At 39.4% G+C, this 23564-nt stretch carries 22 protein-coding genes, 2 tRNA genes and 1 other annotated feature; of the genes, 13 read left to right on the plus strand and 11 right to left on the minus strand.

Annotated elements, in window-relative coordinates; all coding sequences use genetic code 11:
- Positions 1-44: 44 nt before the first annotated feature.
- Both K364_RS0101675 and K364_RS0101680 read right to left on the minus strand, forming a co-directional pair.
- Positions 45-1139 carry an anti-sigma factor domain-containing protein gene (locus K364_RS0101675; RefSeq protein ID WP_028306582.1) on the minus strand — a complete coding sequence of 365 codons (1095 nt, stop codon included), beginning with the start codon at positions 1137-1139 and terminating at the stop codon, positions 45-47.
- Positions 1136-1867, minus strand: coding sequence for a sigma-70 family RNA polymerase sigma factor (locus tag K364_RS0101680; protein WP_156946376.1), 732 nt, complete (start codon positions 1865-1867; stop codon positions 1136-1138). Before K364_RS0101680 ends, K364_RS0101675 begins: the two co-directional genes overlap by 4 nt.
- A 244-nt stretch (positions 1868-2111) precedes the next feature.
- On the opposite strand from K364_RS0101680, the gene K364_RS27035 reads away from it, so the two are divergent.
- Entirely contained in the window at positions 2112-2948 is an 837-nt protein-coding gene (locus tag K364_RS27035; protein WP_028306584.1) for a hypothetical protein, read from the plus strand.
- A gap of 38 nt (positions 2949-2986) precedes the next feature.
- On the opposite strand, the gene K364_RS0101690 is transcribed toward K364_RS27035, so the two are convergent.
- Both K364_RS0101690 and K364_RS0101695 read right to left on the minus strand, forming a co-directional pair.
- A complete protein-coding gene (locus K364_RS0101690) occupies positions 2987-3526 on the minus strand; it encodes a metalloprotease family protein (protein ID WP_028306585.1) in 540 nt (179 codons plus the stop codon).
- A gap of 96 nt (positions 3527-3622) precedes the next feature.
- A complete protein-coding gene (locus tag K364_RS0101695) occupies positions 3623-4597 on the minus strand; it encodes a ferritin-like domain-containing protein (protein ID WP_028306586.1) in 975 nt (324 codons plus the stop codon).
- 155 nt (positions 4598-4752) lie between these two features.
- Here K364_RS0101695 and K364_RS22485 point away from each other — a divergent pair, with 155 nt between their 5' ends.
- From K364_RS22485 to K364_RS26005, 4 genes are all read left to right on the plus strand, one after another.
- Entirely contained in the window at positions 4753-5100 is a 348-nt protein-coding gene (locus tag K364_RS22485; protein WP_035267534.1) for a cupin domain-containing protein, read from the plus strand.
- Positions 5101-5210: 110 nt separating this feature from the next.
- Positions 5211-5396 (plus strand): hypothetical protein, encoded by a 186-nt coding sequence (locus tag K364_RS0101705; RefSeq protein WP_028306587.1) that lies wholly within the window; start codon positions 5211-5213, stop codon positions 5394-5396.
- A 13-nt stretch (positions 5397-5409) separates the two neighbouring features.
- On the plus strand, positions 5410-5745 hold the full coding sequence (locus K364_RS22490) for a spore coat protein (protein WP_051533742.1): 336 nt from the start codon (positions 5410-5412) through the stop codon (positions 5743-5745).
- A gap of 63 nt (positions 5746-5808) precedes the next feature.
- Positions 5809-5982, plus strand: a complete 174-nt coding sequence (locus tag K364_RS26005) for a DUF1540 domain-containing protein (RefSeq protein WP_084295438.1) — start codon at positions 5809-5811, stop codon at positions 5980-5982.
- A 70-nt stretch (positions 5983-6052) separates the two neighbouring features.
- On the opposite strand, the gene K364_RS0101720 is transcribed toward K364_RS26005, so the two are convergent.
- Together K364_RS0101720 and K364_RS0101725 are read right to left on the minus strand one after the other, a co-directional pair.
- A complete protein-coding gene (locus tag K364_RS0101720) occupies positions 6053-7207 on the minus strand; it encodes an MFS transporter (protein WP_028306588.1) in 1155 nt (384 codons plus the stop codon).
- Between the two features lie 66 nt (positions 7208-7273).
- Entirely contained in the window at positions 7274-8446 is a 1173-nt protein-coding gene (locus K364_RS0101725) for an MFS transporter (protein ID WP_028306589.1), read from the minus strand.
- 271 nt (positions 8447-8717) lie between these two features.
- On the opposite strand from K364_RS0101725, the gene K364_RS0101730 reads away from it, so the two are divergent.
- The 3 genes from K364_RS0101730 (at position 8718) to K364_RS22495 (ending at position 13704) form a co-directional block, all read left to right on the plus strand.
- Entirely contained in the window at positions 8718-10136 is a 1419-nt protein-coding gene (locus tag K364_RS0101730; protein ID WP_051533743.1) for a sigma-54 interaction domain-containing protein, read from the plus strand.
- Between the two features lie 275 nt (positions 10137-10411).
- A complete protein-coding gene (locus K364_RS0101735; protein ID WP_242841629.1) occupies positions 10412-11647 on the plus strand; it encodes a M24 family metallopeptidase in 1236 nt (411 codons plus the stop codon).
- Positions 11648-12234: 587 nt separating this feature from the next.
- Positions 12235-13704, plus strand: a complete 1470-nt coding sequence (locus tag K364_RS22495) for a sodium:solute symporter family protein (RefSeq protein ID WP_035267538.1) — start codon at positions 12235-12237, stop codon at positions 13702-13704.
- A gap of 500 nt (positions 13705-14204) precedes the next feature.
- On the opposite strand, the gene K364_RS0101750 is transcribed toward K364_RS22495, so the two are convergent.
- From K364_RS0101750 to K364_RS27690, 5 genes are all read right to left on the minus strand, one after another.
- Positions 14205-14657: an ACT domain-containing protein gene (locus tag K364_RS0101750; protein ID WP_028306592.1), complete on the minus strand. Its 453-nt coding sequence runs from the start codon at positions 14655-14657 to the stop codon at positions 14205-14207.
- A gap of 13 nt (positions 14658-14670) precedes the next feature.
- Positions 14671-15969, minus strand: coding sequence for a phenylacetate--CoA ligase family protein (locus tag K364_RS0101755; protein ID WP_028306593.1), 1299 nt, complete (start codon positions 15967-15969; stop codon positions 14671-14673).
- A gap of 81 nt (positions 15970-16050) precedes the next feature.
- Positions 16051-16971 (minus strand): DMT family transporter, encoded by a 921-nt coding sequence (locus K364_RS0101760; RefSeq protein WP_035267540.1) that lies wholly within the window; start codon positions 16969-16971, stop codon positions 16051-16053.
- A 150-nt stretch (positions 16972-17121) separates the two neighbouring features.
- The gene (locus tag K364_RS0101765) at positions 17122-18714 is read right to left on the minus strand and encodes a sodium:solute symporter family protein (RefSeq protein WP_028306595.1); all 1593 of its coding nucleotides are present in this window, start codon (positions 18712-18714) and stop codon (positions 17122-17124) included.
- Between the two features lie 50 nt (positions 18715-18764).
- On the minus strand, positions 18765-18872 hold the full coding sequence (locus tag K364_RS27690) for a symporter small accessory protein (RefSeq protein WP_340622493.1): 108 nt from the start codon (positions 18870-18872) through the stop codon (positions 18765-18767).
- Positions 18873-18983: 111 nt separating this feature from the next.
- Positions 18984-19370: a binding site (T-box leader), on the minus strand.
- 331 nt (positions 19371-19701) lie between these two features.
- On the opposite strand from K364_RS27690, the gene K364_RS0101780 reads away from it, so the two are divergent.
- The 5 genes from K364_RS0101780 (at position 19702) to glgP (ending at position 23551) form a co-directional block, all read left to right on the plus strand.
- Positions 19702-19778, plus strand: a tRNA-Met gene (locus K364_RS0101780).
- 6 nt (positions 19779-19784) lie between these two features.
- Positions 19785-19860 (plus strand) — tRNA-Trp (locus tag K364_RS0101785).
- Between the two features lie 191 nt (positions 19861-20051).
- Entirely contained in the window at positions 20052-20477 is a 426-nt protein-coding gene (locus K364_RS0101790) for a NapC/NirT family cytochrome c (protein WP_028306596.1), read from the plus strand.
- A gap of 27 nt (positions 20478-20504) precedes the next feature.
- A complete protein-coding gene (locus tag K364_RS0101795) occupies positions 20505-21806 on the plus strand; it encodes an ammonia-forming cytochrome c nitrite reductase subunit c552 (RefSeq protein ID WP_028306597.1) in 1302 nt (433 codons plus the stop codon).
- Positions 21807-21922: 116 nt separating this feature from the next.
- Positions 21923-23551, plus strand: a complete 1629-nt coding sequence (gene glgP, locus K364_RS0101800; RefSeq protein ID WP_028306598.1) for an alpha-glucan family phosphorylase — start codon at positions 21923-21925, stop codon at positions 23549-23551.
- Positions 23552-23564: the final 13 nt, after the last annotated feature.

Genomic DNA, 23564 nt, shown 5'->3' on the forward strand with positions numbered 1-23564 from the left:
TTATTTTCTGTATTTTTAGTAAAAAAATATTCTCTTCATAAATGCTAGACTATATCGCCAGCATCATGAAAATCCATATTTTTATTATTCAAAACATCATTATTTTCCTGGTAGTTAAAGTCCTGGTTATTGTTAGGATTTCCTGGAGCAGTTGGTTTTCTTGAATTACCGTGGCCAGGAGTTTCTGGCTTATTGGGAGGCATTCCCTCCATGGCTTCAGTATTATCACTTTTATTTGGTTTATCCTCAGGTCCTTTATTGCCCTTAATTTCTTTTATCTCCCTTTTGTCCTTATTCTTTTCATCATCAAGGCCTTCTCCAAGAGCTTCCTCTTCTTTTTCCTCCAATTCCTCTAAAACAAGCTCTTCTTGCTTAATATTATCTTTATCTGGTGCTTCATCTTTATCTGGTGCTTTCTTATCATTCATTATCATAACCAGGTCTCGAACATTTATTTCTGATAATTCTTTTTGGGTATGGGCTACCACAATGCCTTTTGCTTCAATTTTCTTGATTATTATGTATTTTGCCGGGGATATTCTCTGCTCCTGGGCCATTTTGCGATCTTCCTTGGAAACAGCATGAACCAGCACGTCACTTGGAAGTTCATGCTTGTGCAGTTTTTCTGATACCCACTTCCTTACTTCTTCTTCATCTATGGATACCTTTGAATTATTAGCAGTAACGGTAGCCAGGATAACTTCTGTATGTCCCTTCTGCTCTTTGTTCAAAAACCTCTGATTGACAGCTTCATCCAAAATTATTTCTACAGCCTCTTTTACCTGCACTCCTTTTATTTTTAAACTGCCGACAAATTCTTTTCCTGCCTCATCTGTAGCCTTTACAGATACTACATTTAAATTTTTATCCAGTGCCAGTTCAATTCCTGAATTCACATCCAGGGTCATATAGGCTGCAATTGCTGGATTTGTGTTATTCATTACAGTCCAACTAAAAAATAATATTAAAATAATACCCGCAACCAATGGCAGGAAATTGGGCTTTCGGGAAAATTCAATTTCACTGCCAATGTCTGCCCCATGGGGCAAACTAACCTTTAAAAACTCACCCCTTTTTGTCATGACTACTGCTTTTCTGCCTTGAATGCTAGTAACTAGACCCTTGTCTTTTCTTCTCACGCTATGTCACCCCCTTCCAGTTCATCCTTTATGTATGCATATAGCAAATTAAACTCTTCTTTAAACCGTATCAAAACAGAAGTAGCTGCAATGTATTTGCGGCTGCGCTCTACAGTTTTTCTGCTGACATCTAATTCCTCTGTCAATCTTTTAATCGGCAGCATCTTATTCCGCCAGAAATATTCCCAAAGGTCATTATCATTAGCAAGGATAGCTGCTGCTTTAAGGCATAAGCTCCTTTTCCTTTGATGCTTTGGACAATGCTTAATTAAATCATCCCATGAAATATCAAACCTTTTAAGTACATCCCCAAATTGGATTATTTCTTGCTTTCTTATAGCTTCATCTGATTGGATTTGAAATATCTTTACCGCTTCTCGAATCTCTGCTGGACTATATGTATCTTCCTCAAAGCTATCACTGTTTATTTCCAAAGGAAGGTGCCTGTGTCTATTTTCCTTTCTCATATAATCTATTAGCTTATTCCTGATCACTACTGAGGCATAGCTTTTAAATGGGACATTTGTTTCGTGCTTGTAGCTATCCAGGGCCTGGTTAAAAGCTATTAAGCAAATACTCATTTCATCGTCATGATTATCAAGTCGTCTACCACATACCTTGCTGCCCACTCTTTTTACAAATTCCATATTTTTAAGAAGCAGGGCTTCCCTTTCTACCTCGTTTCCATTTTGAGCCTTATATATTGCACAGTTATTATGGGAACTCATTTGTATAACACCCTCTATGTTTAAGATACCTATGATTTCTCCCTTCACTTGTTCATTACCTGCAAATTAGCATATGAAAGATTTTCCTATACACTACTTATACGTGATAAGTTCTACTTTTTGGGGCAGAATCTCTTTCCTTATTTTTACATGCCTAAATTAGGTATTATTTTTTTCTCCTGGGACAGAATAATTTTCAGATGGTAATAACCATTTACTTTAAAAATTTTTAGGAGGTGAAACTTTGAATCATAATCAAATTCAAAGCAAAGTACAACAGTGTCAACAGGAACTAAACTCTATCAGCAGAATTGCACAACAGATTCAGCAGTCAGAGCAGCAAAACCAACAGCAGTTGCAGCAGCTTTCGCAAAAGGAAGGAACTGTTGCTCAACAGCTGCAGCAGCTCCAGCAGCTGGCCCAGCAGGCATCTCAGGATATTCAGCAGGTTAGCTCAATGATTCAGCAATCTCCCATGGGTCAGATTACTATGGGAACAGGTGGACAACAGTATACCATGGGTTATGGCCAATCTGGCCAGGGTTCCCAGGCTAGTTACAATCCACAGCGTTTCCAGCAGACCGTTCAGAGGTATGAAAGCCAGACTGGACAAGGCATGCAGGGTTATGGATCACAGGGCTTTGGTACTCAAAGCTATGGTGGTTCCCAGGCTAGTTACAATCCACAGCAGTTCCAGCAGACTGTTAACCAGTATGAAAGCGGCCAGGGCTTTGGCAGCTTTGGCTATGGCACACAGGGCTATGGCACACAGGGGCTAGGTTCTCAAGCTAGTTACGATCCTCAGCAATTCCAGCAGACTGTTAACCAGTATGAAAGTGGTCAGGGCTTTGGCAGCTTTGGCTATGGCACACAAGGCTATGGAATGCAGGGACTAGGTTCTCAAGCCAGTTACAGCCCACAGCAATTCCAACAGACTGTGAGCCAGCTGCACAATGAGCAGACCTATGGAAGCCAAGGTTTTGGCAGCCAGCTTTATGGTACACAAGGCTATGGAAGCGCATCATATGACCCACAGCAGTTCCAGCAATCCGTTTCCTATTACAGCCAAAAGCAAAAATAACTTTTAAAGGAGACAGCAACCTGTCTCCTTTAATCATTCTAATCACTACTTTTTACTGTCCAAACTTGAAATCCTTCTTGGGTAAATAAAATGGCATCTGTTGAACCTGCATATTTATAGATTAAGAGACAGGTAATTATATCCCTTGCAGATAGCATTAAGTTAATTGTTAAAAAGGTTATCACTCCTGTTGTTACAAGCCAGGATTTAGTTAAAGCCATGATTAAAAGTGCTATTAAAGTTAAATCCGTAAAGGGTGCCAGGGTTATGCTAATAGCCTGCCATTTAACTATATAGTTTGTAACTACTGCTTTTATCCCAAAATTTTTTATTAAAATGCTATCTAAACCCAGCAGTTTTGACATAAGATGCCTGTAGTACTCGTGAAAAAATAGTCCCGCCCCAATACCTAAAGAACCTGCAACAAATAGTGCACTATAGGAATACATATGTGGAGACCCAGCTGGCATCCATCTTTGAAACAACCAGGGAGAAGCTAACCCCGTGAGCATTAGTAAAAAGCCAAGAATTATTGTTGCAGATGTATTGACTGTAGCTATTTCTTTTTTTAGGTGCATAGTTCACCCCTCCCTTTGCCTATTAAGTCCTTGGCTTGCCTATTGATAAATTTTCCATATCCACAGCAAAACTCCTGCATATAATGTTAAATTTCATTAATGTACCGGTTCTATCTTTGCCAATGAATTGGAAATTCCTTCTAAAACCCTTATGCTTTCCCTTTCCTTTACAGATATATCTAATAATGTCCTTGCTGCACCTTTAGATTTTAACATCTGACTAAACTGATTATATTGTTTTATTTTCTGCTGCTTGTTCTCAATTGCATGATTTATAATCTGAGCAGTATCGACTAACATGGGTCCTTTATTTAAGCTTTCATGGGTAACTACTGGTCTTCCACCAAGGGTTATTATATCCTGGGCAATCCTATTCAAATGCTGCATGTCTTCTATTGACAGGACCCTCAGCCTGGGGGCTACAGACATATCCATCCCCAGGTGAATTGAACCATAAATGAGGGTCACTATTGATGGAATCTCCAATTCAAAGGCATCTTGTAACATATTAATGTCATAGGCAACAGGCCCAGCCCCCTGGGGTAAGGGAAGGAGGGTATCCATTAGCCCAGCCTTCTCTAAAATCTGCGACATTTGCTTTACCATATCCAGGTGGTCCTGTTCTTCTCTTATTTGATTTAACAGTATTAACTTAATTTCCTTATCATTTGTAATATCCACCATCTCTGAAAGGCTTTCGATGCCAGCCTGTTCGCTCTGGAAAATCATGGTGAACAACTCTTTGTAGCTTTTTGAAAGCTCAAAACCAGTGGTTTTAAGTTGGGGGTTGTGACCAGTTTTGCATAGGATTATTCCAATAATTTCTATATGCCGCATTTCATGGATTGCATGACAAATCAGTTGATGCTGCATATCCTCTGGGCGACCCAAGTAATCTAGAGAATAGGTGTTACTGGCAATTGCATAGGCAGCCTGCAGGTACAAGGCCATGCTCTTAAGCTCATCCCCAGGTATTTTTTTAATTTTTCCAGCAAATTCTAGAGAAACATGTTGGTTTTCAGTGGATCTGATATAATCTGTTGGCCTGAAATTTGTTCTATAGATATCCAAAATAGTATCCTCCCTAATTTTATTGTTCCTTTGTTCTATTAGTATTTACTGATAATACTATTTTTTTACCTTTTTAATTACCAATAATATCTGGCCTTTGGTATAATAAACGTAAATAAATGTTATGGGAAACATACATACAGGAGGGAAAATAAATGGTAAAAACTGTTGATATTAAAAATGTGGAATGGCAGCCCCACCCCAATACCAAGTGTGTAAAAACATACCTTAAGCCTCTTTTAACAACAGCTGATGATCTAAACCTAAGGACATCTTTAATGAAAGTAGAGCCAGGCGGGATGATCCCACCTCATACCCATGAAACCCTTGAATTCTTTTATTTTCTAGAAGGTGAGGGAGTAATGATCAAGGGAGACTTGGAGGAAAAAACAGCTCCCGGGCATGCAGTTAATATCCCCCTTGGAGTTACCCATGGGTTAAGAAATGAAACAAAACATGACTTAATATTTATCTCATGCTTTGCCCCAGGGGATAAAAAATAATTTAACTATTTACAAACATCTCTTTTTAAAGAGATGTTTTTTTATTAATTTAAATTTTTTGGGCATAATAACTCTTGTAAAGGATGATTTTTATATTAGGAGGTGAACAAATGTCACATATCTCAAATATGGAATTGGAAACCTTGAGGCACTTTATTGGTGACCTCACAGTAAGGGTGGCTAAATGCCAAACCTATGCCCAGCAATGCAATGACCCCCAGTTGAAAAACTTTTTTAGTTCATCTGCTCAAACAGAAGCACATGCTCTACAAACCTTAAAACAATTTTTAAATTAGGAGGTGTTATTAAATGCTAACAGATAAGGACATGGCAATGGATGCATTAGAATCAAAAAAGGCGTTTATTAGTGAGCTTACTAAAGCAGCTATGGAGTGTTCAAACCCCTCACTAAAAAATACAATTATCCAAATGAGAAATCGCTGCGAACAATCACAGCAGGAAATTGCTCAAATAGCCCAGAGTAAAGGCTGGTACATGCCTTCAGTACCTGCTGATCATTCGGATATTAGAAGGGTTCAGTCCTTCTTTAATCAACCCATGCAGCAAATGCCTTCACCACATATGGGAAGCCAGTGGCAGCAGCAACAGCAGCAGCCATACGGCAGCCCAACCAGGTTTCAGTAGGCAAATTTTTTAGATAATGCTAGAGAATAGCTTTAAATTAATACGAAAGGAGAGATTACTAACATGCAAGGTCGTGTTGATAAATCAAACCCAATAGGTAGGGTTAAGTGTGTAGTTAATACTTGTCAATACTATGAAAGCGGAGACCGCTGTGTAGCTTCAGCTATTGAAATTCAGGGCCCAAATGCCAGGAATACTGATAATACAGACTGTGCAACCTTTTCACCAAGGCATTAAATATTAAAAGACTGTTTAGCTGCAAAAGCCAAGCAGTCTTTTCTGTATTCATATCTTATGCATACCTTATTCATGCCTTTTTATAATATTTTAGAAAGATGGCAAGGCCTATTATTATGGGTATTATGGTCATGGTATACATAAACGAGTAGCCAAAGTAGTGGGCAGTAATTCCCCAGATTAAAGAGCCTAATCCAATACCTATATCAAAGGAGGAAAAAAAGGTTCCATTGGCTGCACCCCGTCTGTTTGGGGGAACATTTCTAACAGTAAGAGCCTGCATGCTGGGCATAACAAAACCTATTCCCAGTCCAAAAACAACTGCAGCAGCTGCAAATAAAAAAGGATTTGCTGCAATGCTGATAAGGTACATGGCTACAGCCATACAAAGGGTTCCAGGCACTACAACCCTACGGTACCCATATTTGTCTGCCAGGATACCACTTGAGGGTCTGGTAACTGCCAGGGCCAGGGCGTATGCTGTAAAGAAAAACCCTATATTATCTATACCCCTTTCAATAGAATATAAAGAAATAAATGATACTACTGCACCAAATGGCATGATGGTAAATAGCATAACAAGGCTGGGCAAAAAAGCTGCTGGTTCAAGGTACTTGTACTCCCTGTTTCTATCAGCCCTTTCAAAGTCAGGACAGGTTATGGTATAGCTGGTAAGCAGGGCCAGGATGCTTAGCACAGCAGACACTAGAAAAAGAATACTAAAGTTTGAATTAAATAGCACCAACAGGCCTATTGCCGGGGCTACTGCCATTGAAAAGGAATTTGTAAGACCATAGTACCCCATGCCCTCACCTAATCTCTTTGAAGGTATCAGGTCAGTAGCAATGGTTCCAGCTGAGGTAGTAGCCATTCCAAAGCCTATTCCGTGAATCAATCTAAATATCAACAGAAGTACCAACCCACCTGCCCATTGATAGCCAATGATAGCTATCAACGAAATAAAAAGTCCTATTATAAATATATTTTTTCTGCTGCCCTGGTCCAGGAGCTTACCTGCTATAGGCCTGACAATAATTGCAGATATGGCAAAAATTCCACCAACAATACCAACGGCTATCCTGCCCCCACCAAGGGTTTCTACATAAAGGGGCAGGGTTGGCATCAGAATTTGAAAGCCTGCAAATAATAAAAGGTTGGCCAGGCATATTAAGCAAAAATCCTTTGTCCATAAAGCTGCCTTGGCAGGCTGAATTCCTTCCTTCATCTTGACATCTCCTTATTTATCACGAAAGTTATTCCTCAATTCCCCTCATGCTGCATCCCATACCCTTTAAGCCTCTTCACTGGCTTCATCTGGAGGCGGCAGGAGCTTAATTAATGCAACTCCTATAAGGGGCAAGATAATTAAAATGTTAATTGCCATCATTAGCCCAAAATTATCTGCAATTAAGCCCAAAAGGGTTGTGCCAATTCCCCCGGTACCAATAGCAAAGCCCAGCACCAAACCAGAAGCCAGGCCAATATTTTCAGGCATTAGCTTTTGTGCATATACTGTGGTAACTGAAAAAGTACAGATAATACTTGCTCCTATAAGTCCGGTCCATATAAATGTGAAAATACCACTAGAATTAAAGAGAAAGTACATAAGGGGGACTGCTGAAATAAAGGAAAAGTAGAGAATGGCCTTTAACCCTAGCCTATCAGCTAGAGGCCCTCCCAGCAAAGTTCCTACTGCCCCAAGCATTAAAAAAATAGTTAAAAGAGAGCTGCCAAAGGCTGTATCCATCTGCAGATAATCAATATAATACAAAGGTATGTTCATCATCAATCCCATATGCACCCATGAACGAATGGTAACTATTAGCATCAGCAAAACAATGGGAAGAGTAATTATAAATCTAGCCCCGGCAGCATTTTTCTTTCCATTGGTATGCATCTCTTTATTTTCGGCTACTTGTAAAGATATCTTGGGCAGCAGAACAAATAGTACTCCACCCATTAATAACCCCAGGGGCAGAAATCCGCCGCTGCCCTGTAACCCGTATACACCCAAAAAAAAGGCAGCTATAATTGGGCCCAGTGCAAAACCGAAGTTTCCTCCAAGTGAAAAGACAGACATTGCTGTTGCCTTTTTGCTTCCACTTAAATAAAAAACTGCTTTGGAGGCTTCAGGATGGTATGCCGCTACCCCCAACCCCGAAAAGGTGACGACTACAAGGAGCAGATAATAATTTGGCACAAAGCCAATTAATGCAACTCCAGTCATGGCCAAGAAGCATCCTGCCGGCAGCATCCATAGACATTGGTAACGGTCACTTACAAATCCAAACAGGGGTTGTATAATTGAAGATGATATTGAACTAAAAAGAAGTATTAACCCAACAGCAAAGTAGCTAAGGTCAAATGCATCCTTTAAATAAGGAAGAAACAGGGGAATAGCCCCCTGTGAAATATCTGTAACCATATGTCCCAAGCTTATTAAAACTATTTTCAGGATATGCAACTTTTGGTCCCCCACTTCAAATATCATCAATACACAAGCCATGTCTAAATAGCTCTATTAAAATCATAACCCAATTAAGCCCAGGGTGTAAAGAAAAAAAGTGCACAGGCTTACATCATCCAAAAACCCTTGCAAAATTTACATTTCAACTTTGTGCCCATGAAGAAGATAAAGACTTACCTCCTAAAATTTGTTATACTATATGTACATTATGTATATTTAAATCAAGTTTTAAGATATGATTATTTCCTGCGTTTGGGGCGATAGGCTTATGAATAATCCTTTACCTAAAATTGATGAAATTTTCTTTCCTGTATTCTTTCAGAAAATGCTGGATATTATTGATGATTGTGTATTTGTCATAGACCATAATGGGAAAATTGTCTTATTCAATGACGCTAATGAACGATTAGATAATCTTAAACGGGAACAAGTTCTGGGAAAGCATCTTACTGAGGTGTACCAGCTTGATGAGCATTCAAGTATCAGCCTTCAGGTATTAAACACTAAAAAACCAGTTGTTGACAAATACCAGTATTATGTTACTCTGGCAGGCTATCAGGTTTCAGCCATCAGCAGTGCTTACCCTATTTTAAATAATGCTAATAAGCTTATTGGTGTTATCGTTACCACCAAAAACATTACCAAGTTCAAGCAAATGTTGGATTTTCACAAAAAACTTGCAAACCCGGGCGAGCAATGCTTACCTACAATAAAGCAGTATTCATTCCATGATATTATTGGCGAAAGTCCCTTAATAAAAATGAGCATCGCCATTGCAGAAAAAGCCGCTCAAACAAATTCTCCTATTTTAGTATATGGGGAAACAGGAACAGGTAAAGAATTATTCGTTCAGAGCATCCATAACACAAGTAATGCCAATGAACCAATTGTTTCCTTAAACTGTGCGGCAGTTCCTGAAAATCTTTTAGAGGGACTTTTATTTGGCACAGCCAGGGGCGCTTTTACCGGGGCAGTGGATCAGCCCGGATTGTTTGAGGAAGCAAGCAAGGGGACTTTATTTTTAGATGAGCTTAATTCAATGAGTACAAATTTACAGTCAAAACTATTGCGTGCTGTTGAAACCGGCAGGATTAGAAGAGTTGGCGAAACTAAAGAAAGGGTTGCCAACCCAAGGATTATTAGTGCCTTAAATCTTCCTCCACTTGAAGCCATTGACAGGAACTTATTGCGTAAGGATTTATTCTACCGATTGGGAGTCATTATGATCAAACTTCCAGCTTTAAGGGAAAGAAAAGAAGATCTGCCCCTGTTAGTGCAGCACTTTATTCAGAAATACAATTACACCTTCAAAAGAAACGTTAGACAGATTGACAATGATGTTTTAGAGCTTTTCAAAAACTATCACTGGCCTGGAAATGTGCGTGAGCTAGAACATACAATTGAATATGCCATGAACCTCATTGGCAGTGATAATGTCATCAAACAGATTCACCTGCCTCCAATTATTTTAGACCAGATAAATTCATCTGATCCATTGGAAGTGGAAACCCTTATTGCTTCATCCTCTAATCACAACCAAAATCTAAAATCACTCATTGCTTCCTTTGAAAGGACAATTATTGAAAACATGCTAGAAGAAACCAGGGGAAATGTCAGTGCTGCAGCAAAAAGATTGGGTCTAAATCGTCAAAGTTTGGATTACAAGGTGAAAAAATATGGCATCTAAATATGGTTTTTACTTAAAAAGCAAGGAATCTGGACGGACGTCCAGTTTTTTTGCTTTTTTATTATACGCTTAAATAATCATTATTTTCTGATTTTTTCATGTAAAATAAGGCCAGAAATTTTGCTTTTCTCGATCCTGATGCAGCTTGCTCATTTTTAAATTGTACATGCATCTCCTTTTATATGAAGGCCTGATAGCATTTTATTCCATCTGGCATGTTTATTGCTTTAATGATAGTTAACTATATTTTAATCATTAGAAAGGAAGGGAAAATTATGACCCAGATGAATGAAATGGAAAGAGTAAAGATTATAAGAAATGGTGAAAAAGTCAAACCAACTTTTTCAAGAGAAGAGATGGACCGAAGAGTTTCCAAGCTGCGCCAACACATGAGCGAAAACAGTATTGATGCCGTATTGCTTACCTCCTACCATAACATAAATTACTACAGCGACTTTTTATATACGGCCTTTGGAAGAAATTACGGACTCATCGTTACACAGAACAAGCATATAACCATAAGTGCAAATATTGATGGAGGTATGCCCTGGCGTCGCAGCTATGATGATAACATTGTTTATACCGACTGGCGGCGAGACAACTTTTTCTATGCAATAAAGAAAATTTTAACTGATGACAATCTCAAAAAAGGGCGCATGGGCATTGAAGAAGATCATATGAATATTATGCTTCGCAACCAGGTACAAGATGCACTTCCTGAATTTGAACTGGTAGATGTTGCACAAGCACTTATGAGGTACCGTATGATTAAATCACCAGAAGAAATAGAGCTTATTAAAAACGGTGCTCACGTTTGTGACGTTGGCGGGTATGCAGCAGTTGAAGCTATCGCTGACGGTGTCCCTGAATATGAAGTTGCTTTGCATGCAACCCAGGCAATGACACGTGAGATTGCTAAACTCTATCCCCATGCTGAATTGAGAGACACCTGGATATGGTTCCAGTCCGGCGTTAATACTGACGGTGCTCATAACTGGGCTACCACTAGAAAAATCAGGCCCGGAGACATTTTAAGCCATAATTCATTTTCTATGATTGCAGGATATTATACTGCTTTGGAGCGCACCATGTTCCTGAATGAAGTATCTGATAAACATTTGGAGTACTGGAATATTAACGTGGAGGTTCATAAACGTGGACTTGAGATAATCAAGCCTGGTGTAAGGTGTATGGATATTTGTGCTGAATTAAATGAAATTTACAGCAAATATAATCTCCTGCCTTATCGTACTTTTGGTTATGGCCATTCTTTCGGTGTACTGTGCCATTATTATGGCCGTGAAGCAGGTCTTGAACTGCGTGAAGATATTGAAACAGTATTAGAGCCAGGCATGGTAATTTCAATGGAGCCCATGATCATGATTCCCGAGGGACAGCCCGGAGCTGGGGGATACCGTGAACACGACATCCTTGTAATTAAAGAAAATGGAGAGGTTGAAAATATTACAGGCTTCCCCTTTGGCCCCGAGCATAATATTATTAGGAAGTAATGATTTAGATACTGCTTCAGGCTAAAATTTAAAAATATAGTGATTATTTTATGCTCATAAAGATAATCCAATACGGAACCATGGATGGCAGCTTCCATGGAACAATGATACTAGAATAATAAAAGTAATTATAGAGTGTCATTTAGATAAAAGTTTTTTGAATATCTAGCATATTCAAAAAACTTGCGTGAATACTTTGATCAAGACCCAGATTATTTCCTGAATCAAGTTGATGATCTCACATTAGTCACATTCGAAAACAGATCTATATATAATGGTTAAGGTTTTAAAGGAGAACAACTCAACAACAATAATAAAACATAGGAAAGCATATTTGCATAAAATTCATAAAATTTTGTATGCTCCCTTTTGAAGGTAGGTGTTAATAAAAACAAAAGAACCAAAAGATATTGATTTACGCTCTTTTGTTTATATTCCAATAAAGTAAATTTATTAAACGGAGGTATTAACATGACAGGATCTTGGCCTATGGACGGATTTATTATCGGTTCTGTTATTATGATTGCAATACCACTTGCTGTATGGCTTTATAGGGAAGTACTCAACAAGAAAAGGGGTGAGGCAGAGTGACATTAAATTGGATTTTATTTATTGTAGCTGCAGTTGTTTTACTGGGCGTTGGTGCATGGACCAAACAAAGGATAAAGAATGAAAAAACTAATGAAGGCTTTTTATTAGGTGCAAAAAAGATAGGTCCTTTAATTGGTGCTGGTACAATCATGGCAACAGGTTTTAGTGGATGGGGTTTTATTGGTTCCCCTGGAACAGCCTATGCTTTTGGAACAATTGAAATGTTTGCCAACTTTTTGTTTGCTCCTGCCATTGTGCTTGGAACGTTAATGTTTGCAGGTTTTATGCGTAAACAAGCTGAACAATATGGTGGGCTGACAGTTCCAGAGTATCTGGCAGTAACCCATCGTGGTCCTGAAAACATGAGGAGAATTGTGCATTTTTTTGCAGGTCTGGCAACCTTCGTGTTTCTTTCCGTATACATCATCGGCCAAATCAGAGCAGTTGGTCTTGTAGCATCTGAGTGGCTTGGTATCAGCAATACACTTGCAGCATTATTATTAATGGCCATTGTGATTGCCTTTACAATGCAAGGAGGACTTTTAGCGGTAGCAATTACGGATACAATCATGTGTGCAGGAATGCTTATTGCGTCTATTATTGTATATTTTACAGTTGTACAAGATATTCCTTTGATTGAATTACTTTCAAGTATAGGTAAATTTAATAGCGAATTTGTAAATCCCACCACATCTGTTCCTTATGGTGATGGAAGATTCAGCGTATACCTGGTATTTATTTATGCCCTTCTTTTTACGACTACATTACCTTACATGTCCGTGCGTTTTCTATCGATTAAAAAAGATTTAAAGGTCCATACCATGGCTTTAATCATGGCACCTATGGGTATCATTTTAAGTTTGGTTCCCATAGTAGGCATTTATATGTATTACAAGAATCCAGGCCTGGCTAATCCTGACACCGCCATGCCAGTTTTCTTAAATACATTTTTACCACCTGCATTAGGGGGATTTATTTCACTGTTTATCTTATTCGCCATGCTTTCAACAATCAGTTCAGTACTACAGGCACTGGCCTCCGCATTGTCTTATGATATGTTTGTATCTGTTGCCAATAGAAGTTCAAAGCGTGGGGATTTGTTTAACCGAATAGGCGTACTGGTAATTGGTGTCTGGGGACTATTCTTAACATTCTTGGCTCCTCAAGGATTACTCAATCAAATCGCCTATATTGGCACGGGAGGGTTAATATCTTCGTTTGTAGGGCCGATAATCATGCGTGCCTTTGTTAAAGCGGATATATATACTTGTTTAGCCTCCATGGCTATAGGATTCCTTTGTAATGTTCTTTTTGTATTCAAATTGCAGATGGGTTGGGTAGAGGCACCTATTTTAGCTGGTTTAGCTGGAACTGCAGTATATCTCATCATGGGATATATCACCAATGGATGGTCTAGAGTGCCTAAAGAACTAGACGCAAACGATAATGTTGGTATTCAGCAATAAAAGTGGGATAAATAATCTGTTTCAGGAAAATTAAAATGTTCTGGCTGCTTTAATTGCAAACTTCAGCCCTGGAGTAGTTCCAATCAATGGTGTTATCTCTGCAGTGATACTATATGCCATAATTAACAAGATTTTTATTTATGCTGGGCATCCACAAAACCATGAAATTGTCCAGTTTAAAATGTAAGAATTTTCTCTAAGCAAAGGACAATTTTATGATTATCCCTGCTCCATATCTTCTAAGTTAAACTATTATTAATCCTGCAATATACCCTCCACAGTATGGAGATGGGGTGAATGCTAAATACATTCACCCCATCTCCTAACCTAAAGATTTATCTCAGCAGCGTTACTAATACTCCCGCTTCTATAAGCGGGAGATAAGTGCCGCCAAGCTTCGAAAAGTGCAACTAAAGTTCAGGTGGAGTAAAAACTCCATCTGAACTTTAGTTTTCTTTATTAAATCACAATATTATTTAAGATATTACTGAAAATCATGCCTAATCCCAACAATAATAAATCAAATCTGCTGCCTCTTCCTCGGTAACTATTAGACGTATTCCCTTAGCTTTTAGGCTTTCCACAGCCTCCTCTAATTTATCAACTCTAAAAATAACCAGGGCTTTTTTGGGTTTGGCACCCATAAAGGCATACATATACTCTATGTTCACTTCTCTTGCATCCAAAACTTCTAAAACATTATCAAGACCGCCAGGAGTATCATCCATCTCAACTGCTATTACATCTGCCAGCTTTACTGTAAAGTTCTTTTCCTTGAGAATTATTACTGCCATCTCCGGTTTATCCACAATTAACCTCAATACACCAAAATCTGATGTGTCTGCTAATGTCAAAGCCCTAATATTTATGTTGTTCTCTGCCAAAACTGATGTTACAGCCCTTAAGCGACCAGGCGTATTCTCAAGAAAAACAGATAATTGTTTAACAACCATCAATATCCCCTCCTTATATTTTCCTCTTATCTATAACCCTTTTTGCCTTTCCTTCACTTCTGGCTATTTTCTTTGGCTCTACCAACTTGACTGTTACCGAAACGCCAAGGACACTCTCAATTTCATTTCTAATTCTTTTGCTCAATACTTCAAGCTGCCTTACCTCATCAGAAAACATTTTTTCTGAAACTTCAACCTGTACCTCTAATACATCCAGATTTCCAACCCTGTCTACAACTAAAAGGTAATGGGGCTCAGTTTCACCAATTTCCAACAAAACATGCTCTATTTGCGATGGGAAAACATTTACTCCCCTGATTATGAGCATATCATCTGTTCTGCCTTCAATTCTACCTATCTTAACACTTGTCCTGCCGCATTCACATTCTTCTACAATTAACCTGGAAATATCCCCTGTCCGATAGCGAATTATGGGCAATGCTTCTTTAGTAAGAGAAGTGAATACAAGCTCTCCCCTTTCACCAGGAAGCAATACCTCTCCTGTTTCAGGATCTATAATTTCCACAATAAAGTGATCCTCCATAACATGCAGGCCATTTTTGTACTTGCATTCTACTGCCACACCAGGACCTATGATTTCACTGAGACCGTATATATCTATAGCCAGGATGCCCAGCCTTTGTTCTATCTCATTACGCATGTTTTCCGACCAGGGTTCAGCACCAAAGATACCGGCTTTTAATTTAAAATCCTCGGGACCAAGTCCCATTTCTTCAATCACCTCTGCGATAAAAAGGGCATAGGAAGGTGTACATGTAATAATGGTACTTCCATAATCCTTCATAATCATAACCTGTCTTTTAGTATTGCCCCCTGATATGGGAATAATGGATGCCCCGATTTTCTCAGCTCCGTAATGAACACCTAACCCCCCTGTAAAGAGACCATATCCATAGGCATTTTGGATTACATCCTCTTTTTGCACACCTGCATTCATGAGCGAACGGGCCATAAGCTCTGACCAGTTGTTAATATCATTTCTGGTGTACCCCACCACTGTAGGCTTTCCTGTAGTACCTGAGGAGGAATGAATCCTAACTACTTCACTTAAATTCACGGCAAACATTCCATATGGATAGTTATCTCTTAAATCCTGCTTTTTTGTAAAGGGAAACTTCTGCAAATCCTCTAATGTGTTTAAGTCCCTGGGTTCTACTTCTGCCGCCTGCATGGTGTTTCTATAATGGTTTACATTATGATAAGCCCTTTCAAGGGTTTGTTTTAATCGTTCTAACTGCAGCTGTTTGAGTTCATCCCTGGACAAACATTCATACTTTTCATTCCAGTACATATTAATTTTTGCCTCCTTTGAGTTTCCTGGTAATATCTTTATATGTCTTTATGTATCTTTAATATAATTTACTTAAATATTTTACTGACTCTCCCCTTCTTCTCCTTCTACCACTAACCTTTTACCCTGCCAGACCTTCTGTCTGGAAATCTGCAGTACAATTATTGATATAATAATTAAAGCTCCCCCCAGTAGCTGCTCTTCAGATAAAACTTCTGCAAAAATAATGGCTGCTAGAGATACTGTTACAATTGGCTCTAAAGTACTTACAATAGCTGCCTTGGAAGGACCGATCATACTAATACCAGCATACAGCCCCCCAATTGCCAGGACTGTAGAAAAAAGTGCTATTCCCATTGCACATAAAAAAGCAACTATTGATATTGAATACTGTATTTGGCCGGTAATACCTCCCCCCACTATGAAAAAAACAGCAGCTGAAAGGGATACAATAGTTGAACTTGGCAGCCAATGAACTTCCTTTAACACTTTATTGCTTAAAACAAAATAAAAAGCAAATAGCACAGCAGCAGACAGGACATATATAACACCCATTATTTCCAAGCTTTCAAAGGAGGGACCTAGAACAAGGGTTATCCCCACCGCTGAAATCAATAAGGCCAGAACTTTCTGCGGATACATCTTTTCATCACCAAAAAGGTAGGCTAAAATACATACCATTGTTGGGTAGGTATACAGCAGCAGGCTTGCCACTGAAGCAGGTATTAATGCAACTCCTGAAAAAAACAGGTTAGACAGTACACCGTAACCAGCTGCACCAAGGGCTATCAGGTATGCCAGCTGCTTTCTATTTAACCCCCAGGAGGTTTTGGATAATTTCATTATGAGTAAGAATAATAGCCCTGCTGTAATAAACCTTATTGATAATAATGTTGTCACGTTAGATCCATGGGCATAAGCAATTTTAGCAAATATGGCCATGGATCCGAATCCAGCTGCTGATATGCTGGTAATAATTATACCTAATTTATTTCTATCCACTTCCAGCCCGCCTTTTATAATTGAAGTAGCTTACATTACATTAGCTAAAATATAATCCATGACAAACTTACCTCAATTATGGTAAAAATACGGCAATAATTCAATAGCTTATATTAACTTTGCTGGAAGTTTTTAATACACCTTTTTTTTCTAGGCATTACTTTTTGCTAATAGGGCTTTTGCTTTTTGTGCTGCTTCACTCTCCTGTTCTTGGGTTAATAGACTAACCACTATTAGTGTAAAGGCAGAAATAGGAAGGCTGATCAACATTGGATCAACCACTGTCCATGGAAAGTCAAGTAGAGTGCTTTTACCAAAGAGGGCCTTGCTGAGGCCTATAGCATTTGCTTCCTTGGCATGTATAAACATCATGTACAAGATGTTGGTGAAGGAACCCACCAGCATGCTTGCAGCAGCACCTGCCCTGGTAGCCCTCTTCCAGAAAAGGGCAGCTGTATAAGCAGGCAGGAAGGCTGAAGCACAGATGCCAAAGAAGATAGCTGTTGAAATTGCAACAATACTTGGAGGTAATTTAAAGCAAAGCCACACGGTTACCAATAATGCTACTATGATTCCTCCCCTGTGTCCCAATAACCCTGACGACTTGTAGAGATCATGGCTTATGGATGTGCCAATGACATGAAACTGTCCGCTTAAGGTTGACATTGCCGCTGAAAGAAGTGTTAAAAGCAGCAGATAAGAAAACCATTCAGGCATTGCCATATTAATGTACAGGGGGATTATTCTATCTATGTTTGCTACATTAGTAATGGGATCAACAGAGGCCGCCAGGGATATTTTTCCTAGATTTTGGTAGAAATACACATTTGTCAGGGAGCCAACCAGGAATGCTACCCCTGTCATCATAATAATAAATACTCCACCAATAGCCACTGCCCTGTTTAGCTGTTTTGGACCCTTTACAGTCATATACCTTACAATAAGCTGTGGCTGGGCCAATACACCAATGCCTACTCCCAGAACCAGGGTTGATACTAATACCCACCACTGTTCAGAAGCAAACTTCGGCATGTTAGTCCAACCCTGATGACCCTTGGCAGCAAGGCCTTCAGGAACCAGATGGGCTAGATTTGTTAAGGCTGTATGTGCGTTGGTAACGCCACCTAATTTTATATATGTTGCCACTAAAAGAATGGACATACCCAAAAACATCAAGGTCCCTTGAAAAGCATCGTTGTAAAATACCCCTTTAAGTCCGCCGGTCATAACATAGATGCCCACAATTATTCCAAAAACCCATACTGTTGTAGAATACTCCACATTTAAAACCAACTGCAAAAACCAGGCAGCGCCTATCATTACTGCAGCTGCATATAAAGGCATTGCCAGTGATATTACTGCTGCAGCATATTGTTGAATAAACCTGGAATTATATCTTTTACCTAAAAGCTCAGGAAAGGTGCTGACATTTAGCTCCTTGCTTAGCCTCAAAGTAGGTTTTCCAAAAAGGACAAAGGCAATAAAAATACCAACAAATATATTTAAGAAGGCCAACCACATTAAACCCATACCGAAAAGTGCAGCTGCACCACCAAAACCTATGATTGCCGCTGTACTGATAAAGGTCGAACCATAGGCCATTGCCATTAAAAAGGGATGACTGTTGCCCCCGGCAATAAGATAATCCTTGCAGCTTTTTGTCCTGCAGTAAGCTAGATAGGTTAACCCAGCTACAATTGATAAATAAAGAATAATCAAGCCATATAACAAAATACTGTTCATTTTGACCCTTCCCCTCTAAAAATTCCTAAAATATTTATATTTATATATTTTTACGTTTCACTATTCCATTTAACAATTCCGTAAACAATACACAAAATTGCTGATAATACAGTTAAAATATAGGCCATGGACACCTGCCAATCTGGAATTCCAAACATCCTAATTCACCTCCAATCAGCTCATTCTTAATACCTTTCCAAAACCTTTAAAAGCAATACCCTTAACGTTTGCAAAGTTTTTAAATAAAAAATAACCGCCTCTCGCCTTAAACGAGGGACGGTTATTAACCGCGGTACCACCCTTTTTGACAACTATATACAGCTGCCCCCTTAGTCCAGTACCCGCTAGAATTACAGTAAAACAAAAAAGCCTTTCGTCCTCTAGGGACGAAAAGCTGATGCTTATCGCGGTACCACCCTAATAGCTGGAGTTGCTTTTCCAGCCACCTTGAGTTTCCTGTACAGGGTATATCTACCCGATACTGGCTTCATTTTAACGGAGAAGACCCGGTTAGGACTACTTGCTGCCTTTGCAGTTTCACCCTACAGATCAAGAGCGAACTTCAGTAAACGTCTTTCCTAAAGATGCTTCCAGTCCATGGCACCTTATCCCTGGAGGACCTCAGCTTACCTACTTTTCTCTGTCATCACTTTTTAAATAGGTTTAATTGCTTGCAAGTATAGCACAGGTACAAACATCTTGGCAATACCTTTTATAAAATTTATGTTTAAAATTAATTTTTTACTTAATTTATCCGATTAGCTAACCGTCGCTAGGACGCCCGCTTCTAGCTTTGCACGGGTATTTCTACGCATTAACAAAACACAATGCTAGAATTACATACTATCACATACTGTTAACAATTGGGTTTGCAATCAGATCCTTTCTATGATAAACTATTGTTCTGTACAGAATGATTTTAAGGTGTTTTTCCATAAAATTTCTTTTACTTTTTGCACTCTCCGTGCTATAATATATTAGTGCCAAGGCGGTGTAGCTCAGTTGGCTAGAGCATGCGGTTCATACCCGCAGAGTCGTAGGTTCAAGTCCTACCACCGCTACCATAATACAGGGGTGTAGCTCAATTGGTAGAGTAGTGGACTCCAAATCCATTGGTTGCGTGTTCGAGTCGCGTCACCCCTGCCAAATTAAATTACCAAACTACAAGTAAAAAACTTGTAGTTTTTTTTATTCCTATTTTTCTACGCTTTCCCTTACTTAGAATAAAGTCTTTTTCCCTAGGATCTGCTAAAGGATTTAAATCCTGTATAAAACTAAAAATACTAGCCAACACTATTCAAAAAGGTTCATAAAAAGATTCGCTAAAGGTGTGTATTATGAAGAAAATACTTGCTGTTTTTGTGGTCATTGGAGCTCTAAGTATACTCATGCTGAAAATGCCACCCCTGGATAAAATGCTTGACGGGGAGAGTTTCTGTGGCTCGTGCCACTTCATGAGACCATGGACGGAAACCTGGTTTCATTCGTCTCACAGAGAAGTGGCAACCTGTGGTGACTGCCACATTCCAGCAGACCTTATTACCGGTTCTATCTATAAGGCTTATACTGGCACTCGTGACGCAGTCCTTACAATATCCAATCAAATCCCCAGGGCTTTTTTAATTTCCTCCCATGGAAGTATTGTAGTACATAACAACTGTATGAGGTGTCACGGAGAGTTAATGCGCATTGTCGGCAATACCCGAAATGGAGAGGGAAATTATTGTTTTCACTGCCACCGAAATACACCCCATGAATTATAGTATTTATTTGGAAGGGAGATACGTCTAATGCTTAGAGGAAAATCTGTAATTGTACTTGTCGCAATTCTTACTTCTTTACTTGTTTTAGGAAGCATAGCATATCTTTACAACAAAAACAGGGTGATCCAGCAGGCTCGCCCTAATCTACCTGCCTTAACTGAGGAGGACATTGACCCACAAATCTGGGCAAACCATTATCCCAGACATTATGATAGCTATAGGGAAGCAGTTGAAGGCCCTGTTGTAAGGACCAAGTATGGAGGCAATGACCCCTATAGTAAGCTTGAAAAGAAGCCCGAACTAAGAATTCTCTATGAGGGCTTTGGTTTTGCTGAGGAATACAATCAAAATAGGGGCCATCCCTATGCAGTCCAAGATATTGATTTTATAAATCCTGCAAGAAAAGGTGCTGGAGCTGTCTGTTATTATTGTAAATCTGCAGATGTGCCACACCTTTTGGAAAAGTATGGTAAAGAATACTTTCAAAAGAGCTTTGATGAATTAAGAGCAGAAATTAACCATGCCATAACTTGTTCAGACTGTCATGATCCGGCAACAAATGCCCTAAGAATTACCAGGCCTGCCCTTCGGGATGCTTTGGCGAGAATGGATATTAATGTTGATAATGCAAGTCGTCAGGAGATGAGAACCCTGGTTTGTGCCCAATGCCACGTAGAATATTACTTTACTCGCGGAGAAAAAATAGTAACCTTCCCATGGGGAGATAGGCTAGAAGATATGAAGCCGGAACAGGTATATGAATACTTCCAAAGCGGCCCATATGAGGGCAATCCCTTTGTAGACTGGGTACACCCTCGCTCTGAAACCCCAATGCTCAAAGCTCAGCATCCCGACTATGAGTTTTTTGTTAACAGCACTCACCATGCTGCAGGGGTGGCATGTGCTGACTGCCACATGCCTTATATAAGACAGGGTAATGTTAAAATCACATCACATAACTGGCAAAGCCCTTTAAGGACAATTTCTGAAAGCTGCCAGGTATGCCATAGGCATTCTGAAGAATACCTTAGAGACCGCGTACTACATATTCAAGATAATAACTATAACCTTCTAAAGATTGCTGCACAAAGAAATGTTGAGGTTATAGAGGAAATAGAACTCACACTTGGTACTCCAGGAGCAGATCAAGCCCTCCTTGCAGAGGCTCAAGATCTCCATCGTCAAAGTCAATGGATGTGGGATTGGATGTCTTCAGAAACCAGCATGGGCTTTCATAACCCTGCGGAAGGTCTAAATTATATTGGGAAGTCTATAGATTTGGCACACCAGGCCATAGCCAAAGCAAGAAAAGCCAGGGGAGGACAGTAGTAAAATAGCATAGGATTCTCCATTTCAAATTCTAGAATAAACTTGCCATTTAAGTCGAAGAATATAGATAACGCTTATGATAGGAGGTGAAGGTCGGTAATTTTTTTGCCGACAATATGGTGCATCATAATAAAGAGGGTTTACCCAAAGTAGCATATTTTTGTATGGAATTTGGTCTTAATAGTGAATTGCCTATATATGCAGGAGGCTTAGGTATTCTTGCAGGTGACCATCTAAAATCAGCCAGGGATATTGAAGTCCCCTTAATAGGAATTGGAATATTATGGAAAAATGACTATACAACCCAGTTGATCGGGGAGGATGGAAGACCCTACGATGTCTATCCAGAACATGAATTTCCAAATGTCAAGGATACAGGCAAAACTGTGCAGGTACGAGTTCGCGGCATGGATGTAACCTGCAAAATAATGATGGTTGATGCTTACGGAAATGTTCCCCTATATCTTCTTAATACAAATTTTGAAGGAAGCGAGCATGGATGGATGACAAGCAAGCTCTATGGCGGCGTAGATCAAGACAGAATTGCCCAGGAGATAATTCTTGGAGTTGGGGGAGTAAGAGCGTTAAGAGCCCTTGGGATAGATATAGACGTATACCATTTTAACGAAGGGCATGCTGTATTTGCAGGTCTAGAATTAATACGAGAAAAAATGAATGCTGGATTAGGCTTTCACGATGCCTGGCAAAAAACCCGAAGGGAAATAGTTTTTACAACCCATACCCCTGTTGAGGCAGGAAATGAGGTTCATGGCCACGAATTGCTGCAGCATATGGAAGCATATAACAGCCTTACATATGAGCAGATGCGAGAAATAGGGGGAGATCCCTTTAACATGACTGTTGCTGCTTTAAGGATTTCTAGGATAGCAAATGGAGTATCAAAGCTCCACGGCCGTACAGCTCGCAAAATGTGGAAGCATGTAGCTGATTCTGCTGAAATCATCTCCATTACCAACGGAGTTCACCCTCCAACCTGGCAGAATTCAGATATACGCAGTGCCTGGGAAAAGGGGGAAGACCTTTGGAAGCCTCATATTGAATTAAAAAAGAAGCTATTAGATTACGTAAAAGACAAAGCCGGGGTAAATATGGACCTGGATAGACTGACAATAAGCTTTGCAAGAAGAGCTGCCCCATACAAACGAAGTGAACTAATTTTTCGTGATACTAATGCACTTGATGGTCTGCTAAAAGAAGGCAAAATACAGCTTATTTTTTCCGGCAAGGCACATCCCAATGACACCCTTGGCAAGGATATTATCCAACTTCTTGTTCAAATGGATAAAAAATATGAGGACATGATAGTATTTCTGGAAAACTACAATATGGAAATTGCCAAGCTAATGGTACAGGGCAGTGATGTCTGGCTAAATAATCCTGTCAGGCCCTTAGAGGCTAGCGGTACATCAGGGATGAAAGCTGCCATGAATGGTGTCCTTAATATTAGTGTAATAGATGGTTGGGTTGCAGAAGGACCTCACCATGGAATAGACGGCTGGCTGCTGGATGAAGTTTTCCATCATGAAGTGGATTATAACGCCCAGGATGAGCATGATTTGAAAGCTTTATATAAGGTCATATATGATGAGGCAGTTCCTGTTTACTATGACAATAAAAATCGTTGGATTAAAATGATGAAGGCAAGTATTGACATGTCACATCATAATTTCTCATCAGATAGAATGGTGAAGCAGTACTATGATCTGCTTTATACAGAACACTAAAGCCTATTGAAAC

Source organism: Desulfitibacter alkalitolerans DSM 16504 (assembly GCF_000620305.1).
Lineage (GTDB): Bacteria > Bacillota > DSM-16504 > Desulfitibacterales > Desulfitibacteraceae > Desulfitibacter > Desulfitibacter alkalitolerans.